Source organism: Parapedobacter sp. 2B3 (assembly GCF_041925275.1).
Classification (GTDB): Bacteria; Bacteroidota; Bacteroidia; order Sphingobacteriales; family Sphingobacteriaceae; genus Parapedobacter; species Parapedobacter pyrenivorans_A.
On record NZ_JBHEUZ010000006.1, the window covers coordinates 194,364 to 217,131 of the forward strand.

General features: G+C 49.8%; 16 protein-coding genes. 1 reads left to right on the forward strand and 15 read right to left on the reverse strand.

What is annotated here, in order from left to right:
- Positions 1-27: 27 nt before the first annotated feature.
- The 8 genes from ACEVG1_RS09195 to ACEVG1_RS09230 all read right to left on the reverse strand — a co-directional run bounded on the left by ACEVG1_RS09195 (position 28) and on the right by ACEVG1_RS09230 (position 13,226).
- Positions 28-714: a DUF3823 domain-containing protein gene (locus ACEVG1_RS09195; RefSeq protein WP_374743369.1), complete on the reverse strand. Its 687-nt coding sequence runs from the start codon at positions 712-714 to the stop codon at positions 28-30.
- Between the two features lie 5 nt (positions 715-719).
- Positions 720-2,564, reverse strand: a complete 1,845-nt coding sequence (locus ACEVG1_RS09200) for a RagB/SusD family nutrient uptake outer membrane protein (protein ID WP_374743370.1) — start codon at positions 2,562-2,564, stop codon at positions 720-722.
- A 31-nt stretch (positions 2,565-2,595) separates the two neighbouring features.
- The gene (locus ACEVG1_RS09205; RefSeq protein WP_374743371.1) at positions 2,596-5,709 is read right to left on the reverse strand and encodes a SusC/RagA family TonB-linked outer membrane protein; all 3,114 of its coding nucleotides are present in this window, start codon (positions 5,707-5,709) and stop codon (positions 2,596-2,598) included.
- A gap of 147 nt (positions 5,710-5,856) precedes the next feature.
- Positions 5,857-7,065: an enolase C-terminal domain-like protein gene (locus tag ACEVG1_RS09210; RefSeq protein WP_374743372.1), complete on the reverse strand. Its 1,209-nt coding sequence runs from the start codon at positions 7,063-7,065 to the stop codon at positions 5,857-5,859.
- A gap of 48 nt (positions 7,066-7,113) precedes the next feature.
- Positions 7,114-7,962: a sugar phosphate isomerase/epimerase family protein gene (locus ACEVG1_RS09215; RefSeq protein ID WP_374743373.1), complete on the reverse strand. Its 849-nt coding sequence runs from the start codon at positions 7,960-7,962 to the stop codon at positions 7,114-7,116.
- A gap of 35 nt (positions 7,963-7,997) precedes the next feature.
- Positions 7,998-9,107: a Gfo/Idh/MocA family protein gene (locus tag ACEVG1_RS09220; RefSeq protein WP_374743374.1), complete on the reverse strand. Its 1,110-nt coding sequence runs from the start codon at positions 9,105-9,107 to the stop codon at positions 7,998-8,000.
- Between the two features lie 37 nt (positions 9,108-9,144).
- Positions 9,145-9,867, reverse strand: coding sequence for a ThuA domain-containing protein (locus ACEVG1_RS09225; protein WP_374743375.1), 723 nt, complete (start codon positions 9,865-9,867; stop codon positions 9,145-9,147).
- A 14-nt stretch (positions 9,868-9,881) separates the two neighbouring features.
- Positions 9,882-13,226 carry a PVC-type heme-binding CxxCH protein gene (locus ACEVG1_RS09230; RefSeq protein WP_374743376.1) on the reverse strand — a complete coding sequence of 1,115 codons (3,345 nt, stop codon included), beginning with the start codon at positions 13,224-13,226 and terminating at the stop codon, positions 9,882-9,884.
- A gap of 218 nt (positions 13,227-13,444) precedes the next feature.
- On the opposite strand from ACEVG1_RS09230, the gene ACEVG1_RS09235 reads away from it, so the two are divergent.
- Positions 13,445-14,347: an AraC family transcriptional regulator gene (locus ACEVG1_RS09235; RefSeq protein WP_374743377.1), complete on the forward strand. Its 903-nt coding sequence runs from the start codon at positions 13,445-13,447 to the stop codon at positions 14,345-14,347.
- On the opposite strand, the gene ACEVG1_RS09240 is transcribed toward ACEVG1_RS09235, so the two are convergent.
- The 7 genes from ACEVG1_RS09240 to ACEVG1_RS09270 all read right to left on the reverse strand — a co-directional run bounded on the left by ACEVG1_RS09240 (position 14,341) and on the right by ACEVG1_RS09270 (position 22,761).
- Positions 14,341-15,411: a family 43 glycosylhydrolase gene (locus ACEVG1_RS09240; protein ID WP_374743378.1), complete on the reverse strand. Its 1,071-nt coding sequence runs from the start codon at positions 15,409-15,411 to the stop codon at positions 14,341-14,343. The genes ACEVG1_RS09235 and ACEVG1_RS09240 overlap by 7 nt on opposite strands.
- A 28-nt stretch (positions 15,412-15,439) precedes the next feature.
- On the reverse strand, positions 15,440-16,435 hold the full coding sequence (locus ACEVG1_RS09245; protein ID WP_374743379.1) for a glycoside hydrolase family 43 protein: 996 nt from the start codon (positions 16,433-16,435) through the stop codon (positions 15,440-15,442).
- Between the two features lie 206 nt (positions 16,436-16,641).
- Positions 16,642-17,610, reverse strand: a complete 969-nt coding sequence (locus ACEVG1_RS09250) for a glycoside hydrolase family 43 protein (RefSeq protein ID WP_374743380.1) — start codon at positions 17,608-17,610, stop codon at positions 16,642-16,644.
- A gap of 4 nt (positions 17,611-17,614) precedes the next feature.
- A complete protein-coding gene (locus ACEVG1_RS09255; RefSeq protein ID WP_374743381.1) occupies positions 17,615-18,652 on the reverse strand; it encodes a hypothetical protein in 1,038 nt (345 codons plus the stop codon).
- Positions 18,653-18,694: 42 nt separating this feature from the next.
- Positions 18,695-19,648: a right-handed parallel beta-helix repeat-containing protein gene (locus tag ACEVG1_RS09260; protein ID WP_374743382.1), complete on the reverse strand. Its 954-nt coding sequence runs from the start codon at positions 19,646-19,648 to the stop codon at positions 18,695-18,697.
- 112 nt (positions 19,649-19,760) lie between these two features.
- Positions 19,761-20,981, reverse strand: a complete 1,221-nt coding sequence (locus ACEVG1_RS09265; protein ID WP_374743383.1) for a sialidase family protein — start codon at positions 20,979-20,981, stop codon at positions 19,761-19,763.
- Positions 20,968-22,761, reverse strand: a complete 1,794-nt coding sequence (locus tag ACEVG1_RS09270; RefSeq protein ID WP_374743384.1) for a RagB/SusD family nutrient uptake outer membrane protein — start codon at positions 22,759-22,761, stop codon at positions 20,968-20,970. The genes ACEVG1_RS09265 and ACEVG1_RS09270 overlap by 14 nt, the downstream gene beginning before the upstream one ends.
- Between the last annotated feature and the right edge of the window lie 7 nt (positions 22,762-22,768).

Genomic DNA, 22,768 nt, shown 5'->3' on the forward strand with positions numbered 1-22,768 from the left:
GACGGCTAAAGATAACCTTTTTTGCGTTTATCGCAATCTTACGACCTGCGAATAAATCGCTTGGTCTTTGCCTGCTGGCCGCAGCCCTACGCGGGCATACAGCGCCCCGCCGGACTTGAAGTCGCCATTATTTGTGAGATCGATCGATCCGGTGACGGTACTTCCAGCTGCCGCATCATTGATATTGACCCGGGCCGTGTACGACACATCGTCGACAAAGGAGGTTTTACCCACCAAAATCATTACGTACTCAATATCAAGGCCACCGGCCACTTCGTTGATTTGAAAGGAGGCGTTGGCTTTATTACCGCTCAAAGACAACTGCACGTTAGATAACGTATAGAATGGCGTCACTTCGATATCTACATTCGCCGTCCCTTTTAGGTTCACCACCGTGGTGTCGCGGTCGTTCACCCAAGGGCCGTTATTATTGCGGGTAACCAATTTATACTCACCATCGAAAAGTTTGGCTTCAAACGTGCCATCCTGTCCAACAAATACCGGAATGGGGTCACGAAACGCATATCCGTCTTGGTACAATAGAAGCTGTACCGCTTCACCCGTACCCTTGACACCCACGGGCTCGCCGTTGTAAACCACACGGCCCATCAATTTTGATTCCGGTGCGTCATAATTATCCAGTCCGCAACTGCTCACCGCCACTATCGCGGGAAGCAATAACATATTCACGTATTTTTTCATTGTTGTCATCATAAAGTTTATTGAAACGGATTCAATACAATCTTAGGGTTTGCATTTTGCCATGCCAAGTCGATGAAATTGTAATAATTCCTCAGCTCGAAGAAACGCGGGTGTAGTGAATTACTAAACACGAGCCGATCGAACACATACTTACCATCATTAGGCGTGCCTGGCGCTACCACCAAATAAGGGAATAATGCATACTGTTGAGCTGTTGGATTATTCACCACGCCGTCCCAAACAATATGGGCCCTGCGGAAACGCTTCAGGTCCCAATACCGATGGTTTTCAAAAGCAAACTCTACCCGACGTTCCTGGATAATATCATCCACAGTCACGCTCGCTAATGGCTGAATACCTGCACGCTCGCGCACCTGATTGATATAACCCACCGCCACTGGCTGCTGCCCCAGCTCCATAGCCGCTTCTGCCGCAATCAACACCGCTTCGGCAAACCGGAAACGTGGGAACCACATATCACTATTGCGACCACGCGTAGAAGCACCCGGTGTTTCATCGAGAAACTTACGGAAAAAGAAACCGGTTTTGTTCATAAATTGTTCATTTGAACGGTTCGGCCCGTTTGCAGCCGTAATCAATCGGCCACTGCCATCTTGTTCTCCCGGTTGCCCTGTAACCGTCTGCCATACACCATTACTCCATACTTTTTGACCGGCCTGAAGCCCCACCGGCGTTCCCTTAAATACGGCATTGGGAAGGATTACAGAACCGCCAAGACGTGCGTCTTTATTCGCAAAAGCATCGACCGGGCTATCGTAAAAAACATAGTTTCCCTGATTATCCTGAATACGGATTTCGCCATTTCGATTGTCCGTATACTCGAAATCCTCTACCAGATTCAGGATGGGCCCTGCATACGCCCGATCGATATCTTCAGCATGCGAACCTGGGATATTTGCTGTTGTAAAATTTACTTGCTGGTTGGCGCCGGGATAACCATGATCTCTCGCCCAGATTACTTCCTTATTATTGCCTTTGACACTAGTCGCTTCATAAAAATTACGTTCCAAGTCGTCCGGCTTGGTCAACTGCAACTCATACGGACTGTTATCGATGACTTCTTTTGCCGCTGCTAGAGCGGTTTGATAATACCCGTCAGCTAAATTGGCAGGAATCCCAACCTCACCGCCAGGCGTAGTAATCGGGCTGGGCATCTTATTATTATAGTTGGCGAGCGAACCGGCATAAATGGCCGCACGCGCTTTCAACATCAATGCCACCCACTTATTTGCCCGGGCCGAATTGGTATTTGGATCGATAGACATCATGGGGGCTATCTCATCACATTCCGCAATGATATAGTTATACAATTCCGCCTCGGTGGATCGTGGATACTGTAACGTGGTAATGTCCATACCGCTCGCGTACTCGAATACCTCATCGCCTACGATAGGCATACCACCCATTCCCCTGGCCATATTGAAGTACGTCCAAGCCCGTAAAAAACGTGCCTCTCCCTCATACTGAAGCCGGTCTAATTCGTCCAATACCGTTGTACTACGCAACCCTTTTAAAAACTGATTGATGTTCCGGATGAGCCCATAGTCATACACGCGCCAATGTGCGTTACCGAAATTCTGCATATTATCCGGTCCACCGTCAGACTTGCCTGCTTCGTCCAGAACCGTGAGCGTGTAAGAATCACCTATATGCTGCCCCCAATTTACCCGGCCGTAATAATTTGCCAATACCGAGCGAATCATTACCGGATCACCAAAAACCTGCTCTTCCGTAAGTATCTGATCCGGCTCGCGTTCAAGGAAATCGGAACAACTGCTGGCACATAGCAATCCGCCCGCCAATACCAATACCTTGAATATGGATATGCTTGACTTTTTCATAATATTTCTTTCTTTAATGATGTCCAACCTACTAAAATTTCACGTTGATGCCGAAATTCATGATTCGCATGGTTGGGTAGCCCAAACCATTTGTTGCATCCATCTCCGGATCTACGCCGATTAGATTGGTCAATGTATATAAGTTCTGTCCCGAGAAATACACTCGAACCCCGGTAATGGAAAGCGGTTCTAGAATACGGCTCGGCAACGAGTAGCCGAAATCGAGGTTACGTAGCTTGATATACCGGATGTTCTGCTTCCAGAAATCACTATTCCAATAGTTACTATGCCCACTATTGCCTATCAGCAGCATCGGGTATTTGCCGGGGATTAACTCACTGTTTGCATCCCAGATATCGGAAAGTTTCCACGCGTCATCAAAATAATACTGTGGGTTGTTTCCCCCATCGTGGAACGGATTACGCATTTCCCATTCCTTGTAAAATGTGTACATCCCACCGCCGGAGAAATCCAATGCCAAGTCAAAATTCTTGTACGCGAAAGAAAAGTTTAACCCAAAGTTCAATACCGGAGTTGACCCTTGGCGATAGCCAATGGGCCGTTCGTCTAACCCATTGATGACCCCGTCACCGTTTTGGTCAACATACTTAACGTCTCCCGGGCGTAACTGCCGATTGCCTTGACGATCATTATCAATTGGCCAGGTGGCAATTTCTTCCCAACTGCTAAACTGACCGTCGGATTCGAGGCCCCAGTTCAGGTAACCATAACGCTGTACAATCGAATAGCGATATTCATCCCACGAGTTACTAAAGCGGGGTTTGTACCGATCCCAATCGTAAAAGCGAGAATATGTAATATTTCCTGCCAAGGAGTAGCTCAGCTCGCCCGCACGATCACTCCAACGTAAAACGGCTTCGTAACCACGGTGCATATCAGAATTGAGGTTTTCGTTGGGCAAGTCAAAACCTGCTTCCGTAGGCACCACTACGTCGTAACGTTTCGCTGGAAGGCCTGTACGCTTCCGTTGGAAAATCTCTATCGTGGTTGTCAACCGATGCTGTAAGAAGGATGCGTCTACGCCGATGTTCGCGAGTCGTGCCCGGAGCCATGAAAGCGTGGTAACAGGCAGCCCGCGTGGCTGGGTACCCAATACATACTCACCGTCGATGAATGCACCTCCAGATTGATAGTTATAACCTGCTATATAATCAAAAGGCGCATAGCCGATCTGCCCGGTGTCGTCATCACCAACCAATCCGTACGATCCTCTGATTTTAAGATCATTAACCACCGACCCTAAGCGACTATCTTTCCAAAACGATTCTTCAGAGATACGCCAGCCTGCAGATGCCGCGGGGAAGAAGCCCCAACGATCATTCGGCGGAAATTTCCACGAACCGTCAAAACGCCCAATAAGTTCCAACAAGTACTTACCCGAATAATCATAGTTGACCTTTCCAAGGTAACCAAGGCGGGCTTGCGTATTGTTGCCCACATCCTCGTAACGGTCGGCATTGTGGAAATAAATCAATCCCAACGCATTTGCATCGGGGATGGAGTGAATCCACGTTGTCGGCTCATTTCGCATAATCGTTTCCATACTGCCCACTACAGCAATATTATGACCGGCGAAAGCTTTCGTATAATTCAGCTGTACGTTCGAGGTCAGTTCTTCCACGTGACCCATCCGACGCTCTCTCCAAGGGTTGTTGTTTTGGAAATCAACCTCATATGTATCTTCAGCTTCATTATACTTATACAGTTTATACGTAAACTCATGATTGTCCAGCCGCTGGTTTGCATAGTAATACCCTACAAGCGCCTTGGCCTTCAACCCATCGATAATGTCGTATTCTGCATCAAAATTCAGTTGGCTGACCCGCCAGGTATTTTGCATCTTACCAGATAAATCGTAGGTCAACCATCCAAAGTTCGTCCCCGGATCGGTAGAGGTCATAGCAGGGTAATCCGGGTTATCGTTGGCAAATGGTCGCTTTGTCGGGAGGTTTCTGTACGTACCAAAACGCGGCAACCAAAGGTCGTCGCCACCGGGTACGCCCGGATTCGTCTTCTGCTCGTGCCGGGCATTGTAGCTAGCCCCTACCCGAAAACGGCTACTAATATCCGCCGTGATGTTCATTTGAACGTTCGTGCGTTTGAAACCTCCGTAATTTACGATAACGTCATTTTGGTTAAGGTGACCCAAACTGAAATAATAGTTGATTTTGTCCGATCCGCCGGACACATTGGCGTTGACATAAACTTGGGGCGAAGTTTCCCAAATGTAATCATACCAATCAAACGGCACGTACCCTTTTTCCGTGCCCTGCCGCCACTTCTCCAAATCCTCCATGGTGTAGGTACGAGAATCCGGAGGCTTCACCGTTTCAGCTTGAATATAGTTCTCTACATAAGTGACGGCATCTGCCGGCTTGGGGAACGTAGACAAGTTCTGGAAGCCATAGTTAGATGTCAGACTAATGGTATTTTTGGTATTCCGTTTACCTCGTTTGGTGGTAACTACCACAACACCGTTAGCCGCCCGCACACCGTATATGGCGGCAGATGCGTCCTTCAACACCGAAATGGTCTCGATGTCATTGAAATCTAAGTTATTGAATTGCCCGGCATCTTTCTGCACACCGTCAATAACGTAAAGGGGGTTCCCCATGTTACGGATTTGGATCTGCGTAGTACCTCCGGGCCGTCCATCCGTCTGCCGGAAATTCAGTCCCGGAATCTTCCCAACCAACGCACCCGACGTGGTGGATGCCAGCGACCGACTGATGTCATCAGCACCGATGGACGCAATCGCGCCGGTCAACGTTTCCTTTTTCTGTGCCAAACCAAACCCGGTTACGACCACTTCGTCCAATGATTCGGATGACGAAGTCAGGTTGATAGACACATTGTTGGCATTAGCCCCTACACTCACTACCCGCTGGTCATAACCGAGGTAGGTAACCAAAAGGGAATCGCCACCGGATGCCACTTCAATGGAGAATGTACCATCGGCCGAGCTCGACGTAGTTCGCTGGCTGACCAACGCCTTGATGGTCGCGCTGCCAATCGGAGTACTACCCTCCGCATCCCTCACCGTCCCGGTAACGGAACGGGTCTGGGCCATTGCTATGGATAGTCCAACGCACCATAGCAACGTTACAAGTAAAGCTTTACTCATAGTTCTGTTGTTTTTGTTTTAATTGTTTATAATTGTATTGATTAATCCTGCATTCAAATAAATCCGTCCAAAAGCCCGCTGCAAAACCGGCCTATGTCTTCTGGGTACAGACGGTAAGCGCATTCATAAAGTAAGATTGTTGAGTGTCTATCTCAACAATTCCAGCCCGAACCCAGGCGCATCGGGTGGGATCAGTTGCCCCCCTTTGATGGTATATCCACTGAGGTCCACATCGTCAGACGTACTGGTAACGCCCTCTATCGTCACCGTATTCCCCAAGCCACCGGCCATGTGGGCCGTATAGAAAGTTTTGAGCAGCGACCCCCAAGCGTGGGGAGATGCCTGCACACCGTATTGGATCAGCTGCGGCATGAGTTTGCGCCAGTTGGTAAACCCAAGCCCCTCGATATCAGAGATATGCACATCCATGAGTTTTTGCTGCATCAGCGTATCCAGCAACGCGGGGTCCGGATCGGCTTCGCCTTCTGCAAGCAGGCTCTTTACGTTGGCCTTGGCCATCCACTCACGGAGCTTACGGTAATCTTCAACAGTTTCATGAAAAGGCTCTTCAATCCAGAAAAGCGGTGTATTACCGATGCCGTCGAGGTAAGCCGTAAATTCATTTATAGTGAACCCATTGTTGCCGTCCACCAAGATCTCACAATCCGGGAATGCTTCGGCCACCCGTTTGGTGACTTCGATATCGCGCGCCAACCCTTCTTTCTGAGCCATCCAGCGGTGGCCCCGACCGATTTTCAGTTTGAATTGGCGGTAACCGTAGTCATAGTCATAGCGGCAGTTGGCAAGTACCTGATCGATGCCCCCGGGCGCATGGGCGGGCTCTAGGTCATCAAAATAAATCATGCCGCTATAGTATTTTGTCGTAAATGGTTTGTCGCGCCCCAGCAGTGCATATACTGGTTTGTTCAGGGCTACACCAGCAAGGTCGTGCAACGCGATATCAAACGGGAGGTAACGGTCGTCCGTGATGCCGGCATCGACATGGAATACATCCGATAATTTCTTGCCTACCAATTCCGGAACGAGCCGTTGCGCGCTGTCGCGGCCACCCCGCAACGAGGCCCAGCCCTTGGCTCCCTTATCGGTGGTAATGGTACAAATGCCAATACGGGGACCGAATCCATGCACATCCAGCCGCGCATTCTTCCCTACGAAACGTGGGTATTGCATCCGTACATCATCAAATGATACGGATTGGATGGTATGGTAGGCCAATTCTTCTTGCATGCGTGCCGCTCCCGGTCTGCTGCGGAGTACGCCGCCAAAAGCCGTTTTTGATAGGACGCTTGCTGCTACCCCGGCATTCAGCATGTAGATGAATTCTCTTCTTCTCATAATTTGGAGTGTTAATTAGTTAATTCCCGACACGTTCATTGTGTATCGTTAACAAAATGTCTTCTTTAAAAATGCGAACCCTTCCGTGGCCAGTTCATCGGCGCTATTGGCCAATGGCCTCCATATACTGGCTGCCCGGGCCAGCTCTTTGGAGGGCGCGCCAAAGGTTTCGATAACCAGGCCTCCTTCATAGCCAATGCTTCGAAGCGCATCGCGTATACCGACCCAATCCAAATGGCCCGTTCCGGGCGTGCCCCGGTCGTTCTCATTGGCTTGGATATGCACCAGCCTATCGCCCAGCTTCACAATACTCGCAGGGATATCCTTCTCTTCGATGTTGCTGTGGAAGGTGTCTAATAAAATCTTTAAATAGGGGCTACCCAGCTCGTCCACGATGTCTATGGCCTGGTCGACTGTATTAACCATGTCGGTCTCAAACCGGTTTAGCGGCTCCAGCGCCAAAATGACGCCCAACTCTTCGGCTCGTTTGATAGCTTGCTCGAGATTTTCCAGGCACCATTGTCTTTCCTGCGCCTTTTGCTCAGCAGAAACCAACCGTGTCTTCCCCACCGCCGAGTAAAGCGGCCCGCCGAACACGGGGCTTTCCAGCTCGTTGGCAATTTCCAAGCAATCGATGATATAGGAAAGCCCGTTCGCCCGGATTTCTGGCCGCTCGCCGGAAATATCCCGATCCATGCCAAAAGCACCACTCACCGACACGTTCAACCCCAACTCCCGGCTAGCCTTCTTCAAGGCCGTCCAGTCAATCAGGTCCCGGTCCTCCACCGCAATTTCGATTACATCGTACCCGATATCCTTCGCTTTACGCAATACGTCGAACGATGCCGTTGAAAACGGCGAAACCCAAACAAACGTGCTAATTCCTATATGCATCATTTAAAACCAACCTAACTTATAAACCAAACTTTATCTTATTCGAAACTTGGAATCTCCACGCGGACTCCACCTTTCATGGCCGATTCGTGGGCACAGATACCTGCGCATGTATAATTTGCTGCCCGCGCAGCGTCTACCGCCGAATCACGCCCCTCCACAATGGCCGCAACAAACTCCTGCACCAAATGGGGGTGCGAACCGCCGTGCCCCGCACCTTGCAGGAACGACACGTGGTTGGGATCGTCAATGCGCTCACGCTTGGTAAAATCAGCAATCTCGGGGATCAGCAATTCGTCGGTGTCAGGCACGTCAATACGCCGTGCATTCTCACCGCCATCGAAAATCACGTGTTCCTCATCTTGCAGCTGCTCCCACTCGAACGACATCTTAGTACCATACACGTCGTAGCTCTCGCGGTACTGCCGTACCACGTCAAAGAGCGACCGCGTAGCTTCGGCTACCACGTCCGAGTTTTTCAGCTTGAACGTAGCGGTTTCCACCGCATAAGGTGCGTTGTAGCGGCTGGCAAGATCGTCCGACAAGCGTCCGGAGCCGTGGCAAACCACTGATTCGGCAATGGTGTTGTTGATGCGCAACAGGGGAGATATGGCGTGCGTGCCGTTCAACATCGGCGGGTAGCCCTTCCAATATTCGGCCCACCCATCCATGCTCATATCTTGGATATGCGAACCGCGGACAAACTGTATTTTACCCAGTTGTCCCGTTTCGGCCAATTTCAACCCATACAGGAATTCGCGGGTATATAAGGCGGTTTCCATCATCATATATACCTTGCCCGATTTACGTTTGGCAGCTACAATGGCTTCGCAATCTTCAACAGTCATCGCCATCGGTATGGTACAGGCGGTATGCTTATTCGCATTCAACGATGCCAAGGTCATCTGAGCATGCTCCGGCACGGGGGTAACGATGTGGATAGCATCCACATCCTCGCGTTTCACGACATCCTCAAAATCGGTGAAAACCAAATCATCATCGAGGTTGAACTTCGTTTTCAACTCGTTAAGTGTATTTTGATTGCGGGTGCATATCCCGACAGCCTTGATATGCGGGTGCTTCTGGTAAATGGGTATAAATTCTTTCCCGAAACCCATTCCTACGATAACGACAGTGATTTGTGACATGTTCTCTTCTTATTTTTAGCTAATTATATCGTTCTTATTAGTTTGCAATCCAGTTGACCGCGTTGATTAACAATGTTTTGTAAGCTTCGTGCTCATGGCTACGCTCGTCGTGGCCTGTCGTAATTCCGGCTATTTTTGCCTTCCGGTGATTCACTGTGAATACGCCTGGGTAAACCGCGTCGGTTTCCTTAGACTGGCCAATGACCAATACCTCGATTCCTTTTGCTGTAGGGTCTGGCACAAATCGATACAACTCGTCAACAAATTCGAATTTCGCCGGGACGCCTTGCGTAATGGGATGGCCGGAATTAACGACAAGGTTCTTTATTTCCTGAAGCTTCTCGTGGCTCTTACTGCCCCCGCCCACATAATTGAGGTTGTAGGCTGGCCAGTCTGCCCAGTTATACCATACCGCGGCATGCAAGAGTAACAGGCCATGCCCCTTCTCTATGAATTTAGTGATAGCTGCCTGCCCCGGTGCGCTAATCGGTTGGTTGTTCGTCAAAATCAATAGATCCGCTTGTTTCAGATAGGCAGGGATGGAATCCGTGTGTTCGGTATACGTTACGCTATATTTACCGGTTGATTCGATAGTCTTTTTGTCTTCTTGACCGTACCACCGACCGAAGTCGTGGGAACCGCCGCCACCTACCATCAAAATCCGGAGGGGTTTGCTTTGGCCCAGTGCGCTGCCTGCAGTGACGACCAACAAAGCCAGTCCTGCCAATAGTTTCATCGTGTTGTTCATACTTAAGTTCATCTGTTTTTAATTCGTTATTTAACTACGCGCATAATTCCGTTCATACCGCGCCAGTGGCCGGGGAACGTACATAGGTAAGGATAGTCGCCCGGCTCCGTCGGGGCCGTAAATTCCAGCGTTACGCTCTCCCCCGGATTTACCAAGGCGGTGTGGTGCAACACCTCGGGGATATCGGGGATATACTGTTTTTCATATGCTTCTGACGACCGTAGCATGTCATCGGCGGCCTTGCCTACGATATCCAATGTGCCCGGCTGGATAATCAGCAGGTTATGCTGCATGCCATCGGGATTTTCAAACACGAGGGTAATGCGCTTGCCCGCAGGAACGGTAATCAGTTTTTTGTCGTACTGCATGATGTCTTTCACCGCTTTGAGCTCAATCCGTTCAGACGGCACATTGGCGGCAGGATCGGATTGCGCCCCATCGTGTGCCGAGGTAGCCGATCGGTTTGCTTTAAACAGCTTTACGGCGATGCTATTGGCATTGCCGGTAAATCCAGACGGGCCGCCATAGTCCGTAAAGGCATGTGCCTCGTCGAAATCCTCACCCGAACGCAGGTTGAGGCCCAATGGTTCGGCAAATAGGTGCATGGCCTTAGCAGTGCCTTGGGTCACACCATTTACTAGCAACTCTATCGAGGCATCGGCCAACAGGCGGGCATCTGCCACAAACTCGCTCGGCAAGTTACCGCGCGACACCACCGTGGCGGTTTGACCATGCTGGTATACCTCGAAGAATAACCGGTTATTTTTTGCGTAAACGGCATAACCGCCGGTCTTGCCACCTTGCCCTACAATCAGCCCATTGTAGGGCTGGTTATCGCGCCGGCGTACTTCCATCCGGATATGGATTTCCTTGTTAGAAACATCGGGCGAGAAAGGGAAACGGCTCCGCCGACCGAGTGTGTATTCCTCGGTAGCTAATGATTCGAGTATACGCGTAGCGAAACTGCTTGCCGCCGGGGTTGACGCCAATTTTAGGAAGGCATCTTCTTGGCGCGCTATGGCTGCAAACAAGGCTTGGGATAGCCACCGGTCGCCCTCATTGACCGAATCATCGGTTGCCTCCAGCAAGGCCTTGGCAATTTCGGCGGAAGCAGGGTACTCAGCTAACCGAACAAAAGCCGCCAATCGGGTATTTAGCGCCGTGTCTGCCAATATTGCACTTTTCAGTATGGCATCCCTCGATTGATCATTTACCGGTAACACTTGAACAGCTGCCTTGCGCACGCCAGCGGACGGGTGACTCAACGATTTCACGACAGCGTCAAATACCTCTTTATTCGATTCGATAACGTTTAATCCCTGTAATGTCCAAAGTGCATGGATAGCCGGGGCATTCAGGCCGATTTTATCCACGTTCTTGTCTGACGCGATACCGATCAGCCCGTTCACTACATCGTCCTTTTGCCGCTCTACCAAGAGCCGCTGCGCATGCATCCGCCAGAATTTATTGTCGCTTTTCAAGGCCTTCAAGAGTCCATTGGCGTCATCTTTGGAAAGTTTATACGATGATTTGTGTTTTGCATCTTTGTAAACCAATCGGTAAACCCGCCCGTACTTCTTGTCGCGCAAGTCGCTCTCGAACGCGTTGCCCGGGCCATGGGGTTGTTCTACGAACGGCAATACTTTATCTGAAGGTGCTTGGGCCGGCACGAATACATTGTGTTGGATAATGAAATTGTACCAATCCAGTATCCAAACGGCACCATCCGGACCGACTTCCGCGTGCACCGGGCCAAACCACTCGTCCGAACTAGCTACCAAGTTCCATCCATCGTGCTCCTTGAAGCCTGCACCATCGGGCTCGATGATCGCGTTGTGGATCAACCTTACGGTTGGTTCGGTTACGAAAGCGACCTTATTCCAATAATCCTGCGGATAATCCCGCGCTGTGTACAACTGGTGTCCTGCCGCCGATGTAAAGCCACCAACCACATCTACCTGACGGAGGTTGGGTTGCATGGCGTGTACTTCGTAGTGCCCATCAATCTTTTGTACCGCGTTGACGTTGAGCTTCCGGTCATCCTCTTGGAGCCGGCGCTGCACCATTTGTTCGGGCATTGAATAGAACGCGCTATGGGTATTGTTTGCCGTCGAAATAAACACGTTATTGTCTTCGGTCATCCCCAAGCCCCACATATTGTTACTGGTGGTGGCGAGGTATTTAAAGTCTGTTCCATCGGATTTGAAGTGATATACACCTTGGCCAAAGGCAATCCGTTGGCCATTGATGGTACCGTTGAAACCTGCATATCCCGTAACGCCCCAGATTTTATTGTCAAACCCATACTGCAGGTTGGAAGGTCCAGCATGGGTGTCGTTCTTGTTCCACCCCGTCATTACGGTATCCCGCACGTCAGCAACGTCATCACCATCCGTGTCCTTTAAGAAAAGGAAATGGGGCGCCATGGCAACGATAATGCCATCATTGGCAAACGTAAGGCTTGTTGCGATGTTCAACTTATCGGCAAAAACCGTAAACTTATCGGCTACTCCATCTCCATCCGTATCTTCGCATATCTTAATCCGGTCATTGGGTTCTCCTTTCAGTTCGACGAAATTGTTTGGATAATCCATGGCCTCTATAATCCACAACCGGCCTTTCTCATCCCAGCTCATCGCCATGGGATTAACGATATCGGGTTCGGAAGCAAACAATTGCAGTTCAAACCCAATGGGCACTTGTATCAGCTTCTTCGATTCATCCGACGATAGCGGATCCTGCATTTTCGGCACGAAGTGCCGGGCCGTGAAGTCGGCGATGGTATCTTCATAAATACTTACACTTGGGATCTGCAACTGCGCCACCAGTCCCATCACTTTATCGCCCAGCGCCCATTGCGCACCGCTATTGATGAGCTGCAAGAAATCCAGCTGCTTCCACGTGGCTACTTCCCTCCCGAGCGGCGTATGGAATATACGGCCACTGCCTTTAGTAAGATACTGCACGGCGTCAGCCACAGGTTCATCTATGTTTTCCGCGGCTGTTGCACCGCTGATCATCAACGATTCGGTACCGAAAGAGAGGAGTCCTCTGCCGTCGGCCACGAAATCTGCGAGCACCCGTTGTTGGTCGGCGGCGAGCGAATCGGAAATCGCAAACAACACCACGCCGTCGTATACACGTAGGTTCTGCTTGGTCAGGTCTGCGGGATCCTGACTGTACGTTAGGTTTATACCGCTTTTGAAAAGCTCTATGGCTAGCCACGATGCATATTTGCCCGACTCGACCGCCTCATCCGCGCTCCCTACGAACAACACCTCGGCACGCCGGGGATAATCGCGATTGTCGCCAGTACACTGGATGAGCAACAAACAAAAAACGGCAATATACAAATAGGCAATTAGTTTCATATACATAGTTCTATAATCGTAAACAACACAAAAGTAGGTACCAAAGCCAACCAAAAACCGCGGTATGTTATCTCTTTGTAGTCAAATTATATCATCGTTTTATATTTTTATATATTTGCAATGACAAATCATGAAACCGAGAACGTAAATAATATTGATACATAGGGCAATAATTATTTACGTCGAGCGCTCATCGGCAATAAAAAAAAACAAAATCGATGAAAAAGACACACGTCATACCCAAGGCACTCATCCCCGAAAACCGGACGTTCGTAGTGCGTAAGCAGGTGGAACCTTACTTTGACCCCACCTTCCACCTTCATCCCGAGTTCCAGCTATCTTACGTAATGGAAGGCGAAGGGAATCGGTTTGTGGGCGACAGCATAAAGCCCTTCAAAGCGAATGACCTGGTACTCATCGGCCCCAACTTACCCCATGTATGGCGCAGCCACAACAGCTATTTTGAAAAAGACAGCCAGCTAAGTACAACCGTCATCGTCATTTATTTCTTAGACCATTTCCTCGGCGAGAACATCCACAAAAAAGAAGAATTCGAACACATCAAGCATCTTTTTCAACGTTCACAATGCGGTATCGAAATTGCCGGCAAGACCAAAATCGCCGTTATGCGCATGATGAAGGAATTGCTTGAGTTGAAAGGTGCAGACAGCATTATCCAACTCCTCAGGATATTGAATACCATTGCCCTATCTGACGAATGCCACCTCATTACCGATACGCATTCCAAATCGTACAATACCGAGGCCGAAACGGACCGGATGAACAAGGTATATGAGTTCATCATGAAAAATTTCAACCGGAAAATCCACTTGGAGGAGGTCGCTTCCATCGCGAGCATGACGAATACCTCTTTCAGCCGGTATTTCAAATCGCGTGTTAATCAATCTTTTTCGGACTTTCTGAAAGAAATCCGCATTGAGTACGCATGCAAGCTGCTCAAAGAAGACAAGATGAACATTGACCACATCGGCTTTGCTTGCGGTTTCCAATCCATGACCAATTTCAATAAGCAATTCAAGAAGGTTACGGGCAAACAACCCCATCAGTACCGCAACGAATATCAGAAAGTCGCACTCGATTCATACCACCAATATCACTGAAATACGGAAGCCTTTTGGGGTGTGGTACTTGGCGAACGGCCATCGATTTCCGGCCAACCATCCTGCCAGATAACCTTATCCAGCATCAGCATCCGCCGGCTCGCACCACTTGCCACCTTGCCTTTATCGCGGTCTATACCGTGGTAAAGGAACCAATCCGTTCCTTCGTCATCGGCTATCAGCCGGGCATTATGGCCGGGCCCGGCAATACTTGCGTTGCCTTCCATGAAAAGCGTACCCCTGCCGCGTTCGGTGATGGCCTGCCCACCTTTATCTAAGTACGGTCCCATGAGGCTTTCCGACCGTGCTACCAACACGTGGTATTTGCTGTCGGCCCCCTCGCAGCAGCTGCCTTTGGAACCAAAGAAATAATAATAACCGCCGCGTTTATGGATCATGACGGCTTCATAGTCGCCTGCGGCAATTTTTACCTTTTGCGACAGATCAGGTACGGAAAGACCATCGTCTGCCAGCTTCACGACATACGTACCCTGCGTGGGCGCATTGCTGAAGCTACCCCAAAAAAGGTACTTCTCCCCCTCCTCTTCAAAATAGAAAGCATCGATGGAATTAGGCACGCCTACTTCCTCACTATTGAATACCTTGCCATGGTCGGTAAACGGGCCGGTTGGCTTTTCTGCAACGGCTACACCGATACCCGGATTGGGGTCGCCCCACGTGGAGTAGGCATAGTAGAGGTGGTATTTCCCATTCACCAGGTTTACATCCGGCGCCCATATCCCGCCGTCATCTTTCCAGTTGGGTTTCTCTTCGAATGCCGGCCCTACCACTTGCCAGTTTACCAAGTTGGTCGACCGCAGGATGGGCACCAGCCGGCTACCTTGCCCGTCACCCCAATTATCCTGGGTACCGTACGCATAAAAGAGTCCTGTTTCCGGGTCACGGATAACCGTGGGGTCCGCTAGGATGGGTTCGAAAACGGGGTTGGTATACGTTGCTACGGACGTACCGGGCTGCTGGGGATTGTCCGTGTCCGATTGCTCGCCGGAACGGGCGCACCCCGCCAGAAGCAACAACACGATGAGAAAATTGTGGATTAACATGCCTTTTGAAATTGAATGGGAAATATCACTATTCTTCCAACAAAGGGATCATCACGCCATTACCGTCCACGCTGAATTTATAAAGACCCGCTCCGGCATCCCACCGCTTGGTTACAGGAACAATGCGCGTGCGCCTGGGCGTTACCTGTTGTTGGTCAAAATGAACGTGGTATACGTAATACAATTGACCGTCCAATCCTTCAAACAAATCACCGTGTCCGGAACCGTTTTCGCCAACAATCGAACGGTGGATAATCGGGCTATCGCTTTGTTTGACCCAAGGGCCGTATGGCGAATCTGCCACGGCATAGCCCACCGCATAATCGATGTTCAGATAGTGGTTTGCCGAATAGAACATATAATATTTATCGGCTAACTTGATAACGGTAGGTCCCTCCATGATGGGGGCCGACTCGTAGGCGGGAGTCGCTTCCCACGGCTCGGTTTGGTCAAAGCATTTCCGTAGTGTTTCCGGCTTGATTTTTCCCTTTTCCAAGTCAAATTCGGCTACCCACAAGTAATTACCATTGGAAAACCGAACGTGGTATAGATAATGCTTACCATCGCTATCCTTGAAAATATAGGAGTCGATATTCTTCTCCGTGCCATCAATGGGAGCAACTTCCGCTTGTGTGTATGGGCCTAGCAAGGAGGAAGACTGTGTCAATACGGTCTGCTCATTGGCAGTATACGTCAAATAATAGGTACCGCTTTCTTTGAATAGCTGCGGGGCCCAGAATCCTTGGGTACCAAAGGCTTGCTCTCCCTTGGTAAGGAGCATGTGTACCCTACCAGTAGCCGCAGGCGTTCTCCAGGTTTTCAAGTCGGTCGATTCCAGCACGGCAAACCCCGAGGCTGCACTCTTTCCGCTTCCGCCGGTGCCCGTGAGGTAGTATTTTCCATTTTCAATATAGATGGTTGGGTCCGCAAAAAATAGTTCTTGCTTTTCCTGCGCCACGAGTTGAACGCCGGGGATTAACAGCCCTGCGATAAGCAAGGTGCAACAGAAAATAAAGTGTTTCATGCTATTGTTTATTTTAAAGGGCCCGTATGGATGCGTTAATGCTAAACATCAAATGAGTTCAAGAAACCGCATAAATAGTATTATAATCGTAAACTATACAAAAATAGGCCGATTAGCTGCAGGAAAACCGCGGTATGTTGCCCCTTTATGGTCAAATTATATCATCGTGCGAAACCCTTACACTCCCTCAATGATAAATCAGTGAGTTAATCCAGAAGCACCGGGGTCATGTAATCCTTATCGATCTGCATCACCGTCTCGCCGTCCTTTTTGGCAAAGGTCACCGTGCTGATGTGCATGATGCGTGGGTGTATTTCCGTTTCGCTATGATGCGCATGGAATACAATCCTTAAATTGCCTTCCTTATCCGTGAACATAGCGCTGTGGCCCACCCCAACCAAGTCGCCCGGCTTCTGTAAAATTGGGTTCCCTTCATACTTTATCCAGGGCCCGGTAATCTGCGCTGCCGTAGCGAAACCGATGCCATAGAAAGGACTTTCGTAGCTATTGGCCGAATAGGTCATGTAGTATTTCCCCCCATGTTTTAAGACAAAAGGGCCTTCATTGACGCGTGGCCAAACCTCTTCCCATGTTTGCGATACGTTGATGCACTTGACCGCCGTTTCCGGCCGTATCTCCGTCAGGTTATCTTCTAGTTCCGCTACCCACACGTTCAAGCCGTCGTTAAACCGGTCATAAAGTAGGTAAGGCTTGCCGTCATCGTCGATAAACAATGAATTATCGATACATTTCTCGTCGGTAATCATCGGTTGCTTCACTTCCTGCTTGAAAGGACCCAACGGATGGTCGCTGGTGGCTACACAGATATGTTCGTCGGCCGAATAATACATATAGAATTTTCCATCCACGTGATAAACTTCCGGTGCCCAAAACCAACGGTCGCCCCACGAATCTTTTTTATCCAATGCCAACCGGTTGCCCGGCACCGCCTCCCACGTAAGCAGGTCTTGCGACACATAGACCGCAATCCCATCCTCGGCATACGTACCGTATGCGTAGTAGGTGTCACCGTACAACATAATAAAAGGGTCTCCGAAAAGCACGTTCGTTTCAACGGGTTCTTGGCGCACATTGGGCTCCGAACCGGTATGGTTTGACGAACATGCAAGCACATTGACGCTGATGGCTAGTGTAACCAAAAAAATTATTCGCATCTCCCTATTCATTATCAATTCCAAACTTATTTACCAATGCATCATATTCGGCTTTGGAGATGGTAATCATGCAACCGTGGCGCACGGATGCCGGCAGGCCATATTTGTCCCACGTTGAATGGAACGTATATCCCGATGCCTGGTACCACGGCCCTTCCAACTTATCGGCAATCGACAAGCCATAAGATACGCCAGGGTATTGTTCATAATACATATACCACACCTGGTTATCGGGCGAAGGGATCAGCATCGGTGCTTCGCGGAAGTTGGGGCTGATGGGTGCCAAGGGTTCTGAATACGGGCCGGTGAGTGCCGGTGCACGTGAGATACGGATGGTCTTTCCGGTAGGCCAATACAATGTGGGATACGTTTCGTCTTTGATGACCGCATAATAGTTTCTGCCTACCTTGCGTATAAACACATCGATGGTGCCCATGTCCCAATCAAACAATTTGGTGGGATGGTCCGAAAACGACTTGAGGTCCTTGGAAAGCACGTACAGCGTGCGCTGGCTTGCCCAGTAGCGTTCGGGATCTTCCTTGGTGCCTTCCTTGTGTGGTGTATGCCAGGTAAGGATGTATTGCTGCGACGGCGCATCGAAATACAGCTTTGGCGCGCCGATGCGTTGCAATGCCTGCGTATATTCGGGCGTACTTTTTAGGTTGGGCGTGTAGGTGCTGTACATTTGCCAATCAATCAAGTCGGCAGATACCCAGATGTTGATATCCGGCGACGAATCACTGGTGTTCCCAGCTATGTAATACCGGCCATCGTGCCCCTTGCAGATATCGGGATGCCCCCGATACTCGTCAAATACGCGTTTTTTTCGGTTCAGCGCATGCCAGTGAAGACCATCGGTGCTCACCGAGTAATATAACTTGCCATAATCCCGGTGGGTCATGTGGGCAAACAGGTAGGCCTTGTTTACGGCATCCGCGGACTGTTCTACCTGCCCCGGGGGATCGGGTTGCTGGGCGAGGGCTACCATAAAAACCGGAGTCAACAACAGCACAATGCTGGCTTGGATTTGCTTCATCATCATTTTTCAAACTTAGATAAATTCGCCAAGGAATTATTTGGTTTCTTAGGGCTCGTAACAAATCGTACCCGTATTTCCCACCATCGTATTACCCCATACACCCAAATTTGTCACCAAATAGGGCTTACGTATACTGATGGCGCAACCTTGGCTGTTGGTAATCGTATTGTCGTAGATCTGGCAGCCGTCGTCAGGTTGGTCAAGGTTATTCTGAAAGCGGATGGCGTGCCCGTATGTTTGGTCTATCGTGCAATTGAATATATTGGCACCGTTGGCCTGATCAATTCCTATACCACCCACACCCCGATTATACATGTTATTTTTGTAAACCCATACGTTCTCAACAAAGCAATTATGCGATCCGCCATCGATCGTGATTCCTTCCCCCCCATTTTCATACACTTGGCTGTTCTTGATGTAATTATCCGAACTGCCCCATTGTGAAATCCCAACGATGTAATTGTAATACGCTTTTACCCCTTCTATCCATAGTCCATGTGCCTGATGGATTAAAATGCCCGAATGCCCACTATTCCGGAAATGGCTGTTGTATATTTTTGTACCATTACCGAACACACGCATATTCGGTTCGGGAAGCATCCCTCCATCGATATAGATCCAATCGAAAACATTGTTGATCGCACCCGCATCGACATCGATAACCGACACACCGGCACCCGGTGTGGCCGACGCTTTTCGCAGACAGCTCGTTGGATTACCGCCACTTTGCTCGCCCCGTATCGTTAAGCCATTTTTGTTGATATGAACGGTACCACTAAAATAATGATTACCCGCCATGATAACGATCTCATCTCCCGGGGCAGATTGATTGATCAATGTCTGGAAAGCGCTTGTTTCGTCTGGCCCGTTCAACGCAGGCAGGTACCTGGTTGTCCCTGCCAATGCAGCCAGCTGATTAATTTCTGTGTTAAAGTCGGCTGCCCGTTCAGCAGTAGAAGACCAGGTCAAAGAATCGGATTTTTCACAGGCTGCGAACATAACGGCTAACACCGCTAATAAGATAAAAGGCGATTTAAACATAACGATATAATTTCAGGTTTATAAAAGATGTTTACATGACCATATTATACTATTACATACACGCGCTTGATTAGTTTTGCTTTATATGCCCCAAAATCATCCAAGCGCCAATACTCCCTCCTTCCATATTGGAAGCTGAGGTTGCCACAACGGTATTTTGATCCCAAACGGCGATAGCATTCCACTTGGCTTCCCGCTCTATCGACACAGGGAAGGGCTGGCTGTTTATCCTGAAATTGCGGCCGTTGGCATCACCGATGGCAACTTCCATGGTAGATTTCTCCCAATCATTCGTGCGGCCCCTGGTGGTTTGGTAAGAGAGCAAGATTTCGCCCGAAGGCAGCCGCGTTAGATAGGGCGCACCGGCATACACATCATCGGGCAGCGACGTGGTCAATGCATATTCCCTTAGCGGCGAGGCGCCATATACCGGGTCTACCCAATTATTTTCTACCGATGAGCGAACAATATAGGGTTTAAACTGCCCTACTTTATTGTCTTCGATCGCCACTAAGATCTCGTTTCCGACCAACAACGGAACGGGCATGCCGTCCCGGCGCCCTTGGCGGAAGCTGACGGTACGGGGTTCACGCTCCCATGTCAACCCGTTACTACGGGATTCCAACACCGAAATTTCCTGCTCGCTAGATGCGGTATATGGTTTCTCATTGGCAAAATATAGCTGCAACGTGCCATCGGGCAGCTGCAAAAATGACGGTTCCCAACACCCGTCTGAAAAGCGGGGTTCCGCCTCGAATACGACCTCGGGCTCCGACCAGGTATATCCACCATCTTCACTTCGGCTTATGGCTATTGAAAAGGGCGTGTACTCATCGCGCGAAGGGCGGTAATTACAGGCAGCAACCAACCAGCCGTTTTCCAGCATCACCAGCTCCGGATTAGCCGTATTCACGCTGGTCGTTCCCTTATCGGTAACCACATCGTGTTTGCGGAAAAGAATCAGCGGGTCCGTCCATGACAACGCCTCGTCTGATGACATGATAAGCTCTATGTTGCCATCGGCTTCGTACACGGCCAATGCCCGGCCATCCGCCAAGCGCTTAACCCGTGGGTAACCAGCATACGAAAGATGCCGGTTACCTGCAGGGGCTAACCTTTGCAGTGTACTGATATCCCATTCGATGGTCAATCCTTTCGCTGCCGTCGTATCCACTTGGTCAACGACATCGGGTTCCTTCACCGTATTCTTGGCACAAGAAACACTGATCAATATACCGAGAAATGCGTTAGCCAACATTGCCATCAATGAATACACATTACCACCCTTCATTCTGTACCAAATCAGGGTTAATATCCCGTTCATTCTGCGGCATGGGCCACAAGTAGTGTTTGGGAGCTATAAACACCCGATTATCAATCACGATACGTTGGTAATAGCTATCATCCTGTAACGAGGTACCTGCATTGATGTTCATGCCGTACACCTGTCCGTTATCGGTTTGTTCAGCAATTTTCCAACGGTGCGTATCGAAATACCGATGGGTTTCGAATGCAAATTCGACCCTACGCTCATGCCTGATCCGCTCCCGCATTTCATCCTTTGACAGGTCCGCAGGCAACGCCGGCATCCCTGACCGATCGCGAATGGCGTTGACATACTCGTAAACCTGTGCAACGGGGCCCTGCGCTTCGTTCATCGCCTCCGCCAAGTTCAGGTACAATTCACCCAAACGGAAAAATATCCACGTATTCGGAATCCACCTCCCTTGAGGAATATTGACCGTGGGGCCAGACATTTTCTTCATCGTGTAACCGGAGACCGAAAAATCGGGGCCACCTTTGCCTTTACCATCCGCGCCGGTAAGGTAGAACCTGAGGGTCGTCTCCCTCCAAACCTGGCCATTGTAGTTGATGCTGGCATAAAAACGGGGATCACGATTCACGTACATATTGCGTTGGCCCGCCAACCAGGTACCAGACGGCCCATCTTCAGTAGCATATCCGGATTCGACATAACCCGATGCCGCGTTGATGATCGGCGAACCATCGGCGTTGTACCCCAATATGGGCCGCTCACCGTTCCGCATCTCATAGGCATCCACAAGGCCTTGCGTAGGGCAGTAGCCAGACCAGCCTCCCAAACTGGTGGGTGTAGTGAGGCGTTCCAAGAAATCCCAATTCCCCTGGTTCCGGGCAAACAACACCTCGTCATTCCACGTTTCCAGAAAAACGTTCTGATAGTTCAACACCGGATTGCCACTTGGATCTTTGAACAGTTTATATCCAGCCCCAGACGCTGCGGTGATGGCTGCTTGTGCCGCAGTGGCAGCTGCTTGCCATTTTGATTCGTCGTAAGTAGCGGGAATCAATTGGGTGCCGTCGGGGTTTTGCATCTTTGCATAATCAGCATTGCCATTCCATAGCGGACTTGCTGCGTAGAGTAATAACCGCGACTTCAGCGCCAAAGCGGCCGCGGCCGTAGCATGGCCATACATATCGGTGGTCAGCCTGAGCTGGAGCAGTTCGGCCGCCTTATCGCAATCGGCGGCGATAAAATCAACACACTCGCCAATTGGACGCCTAACAAATTGCTTGAAATCGGCATCGGTAGACACAGAAACATCCAACAACGGAATCGGCCCGTATGTACGCAAGAGCCAAAAATGATAAAAGGCCCTCAAGAAATAGGCTTCCCCTTTCCAGCGCTGTTTCAGGTTCGCATCAAACGATGCTCCATCGATGCGTTCTAAAAACAGGTTTGCCTTACGGACACCTTGGTAGCTCGCATCCCAAATATTGGTAGGCGTATTCACGGGGTTCCATGCACCCGCATTCATCTGTTGGGCAAACGGATAGGTCCATGTGATCTTCATCTCGTCCGCAGCACAAACAAACGGATTTCGTGCCCAGTTTTCATTGAAGCTCCCTTCTTCCGGAAGATTGCTATAAATGTTATTCAAGAACTGTTCCGTGTAATTCCTATTTGCGAACACATCGTCCAATGACAAGTCTTCGTCGGGTGTTTTATCGAGGTAGTCCTTTTCACAGGACGTAACGGTGAATGCGAGCCCCACGAACACCAATAGTTGTATATATGATTTAGCTTTCATTGCCATT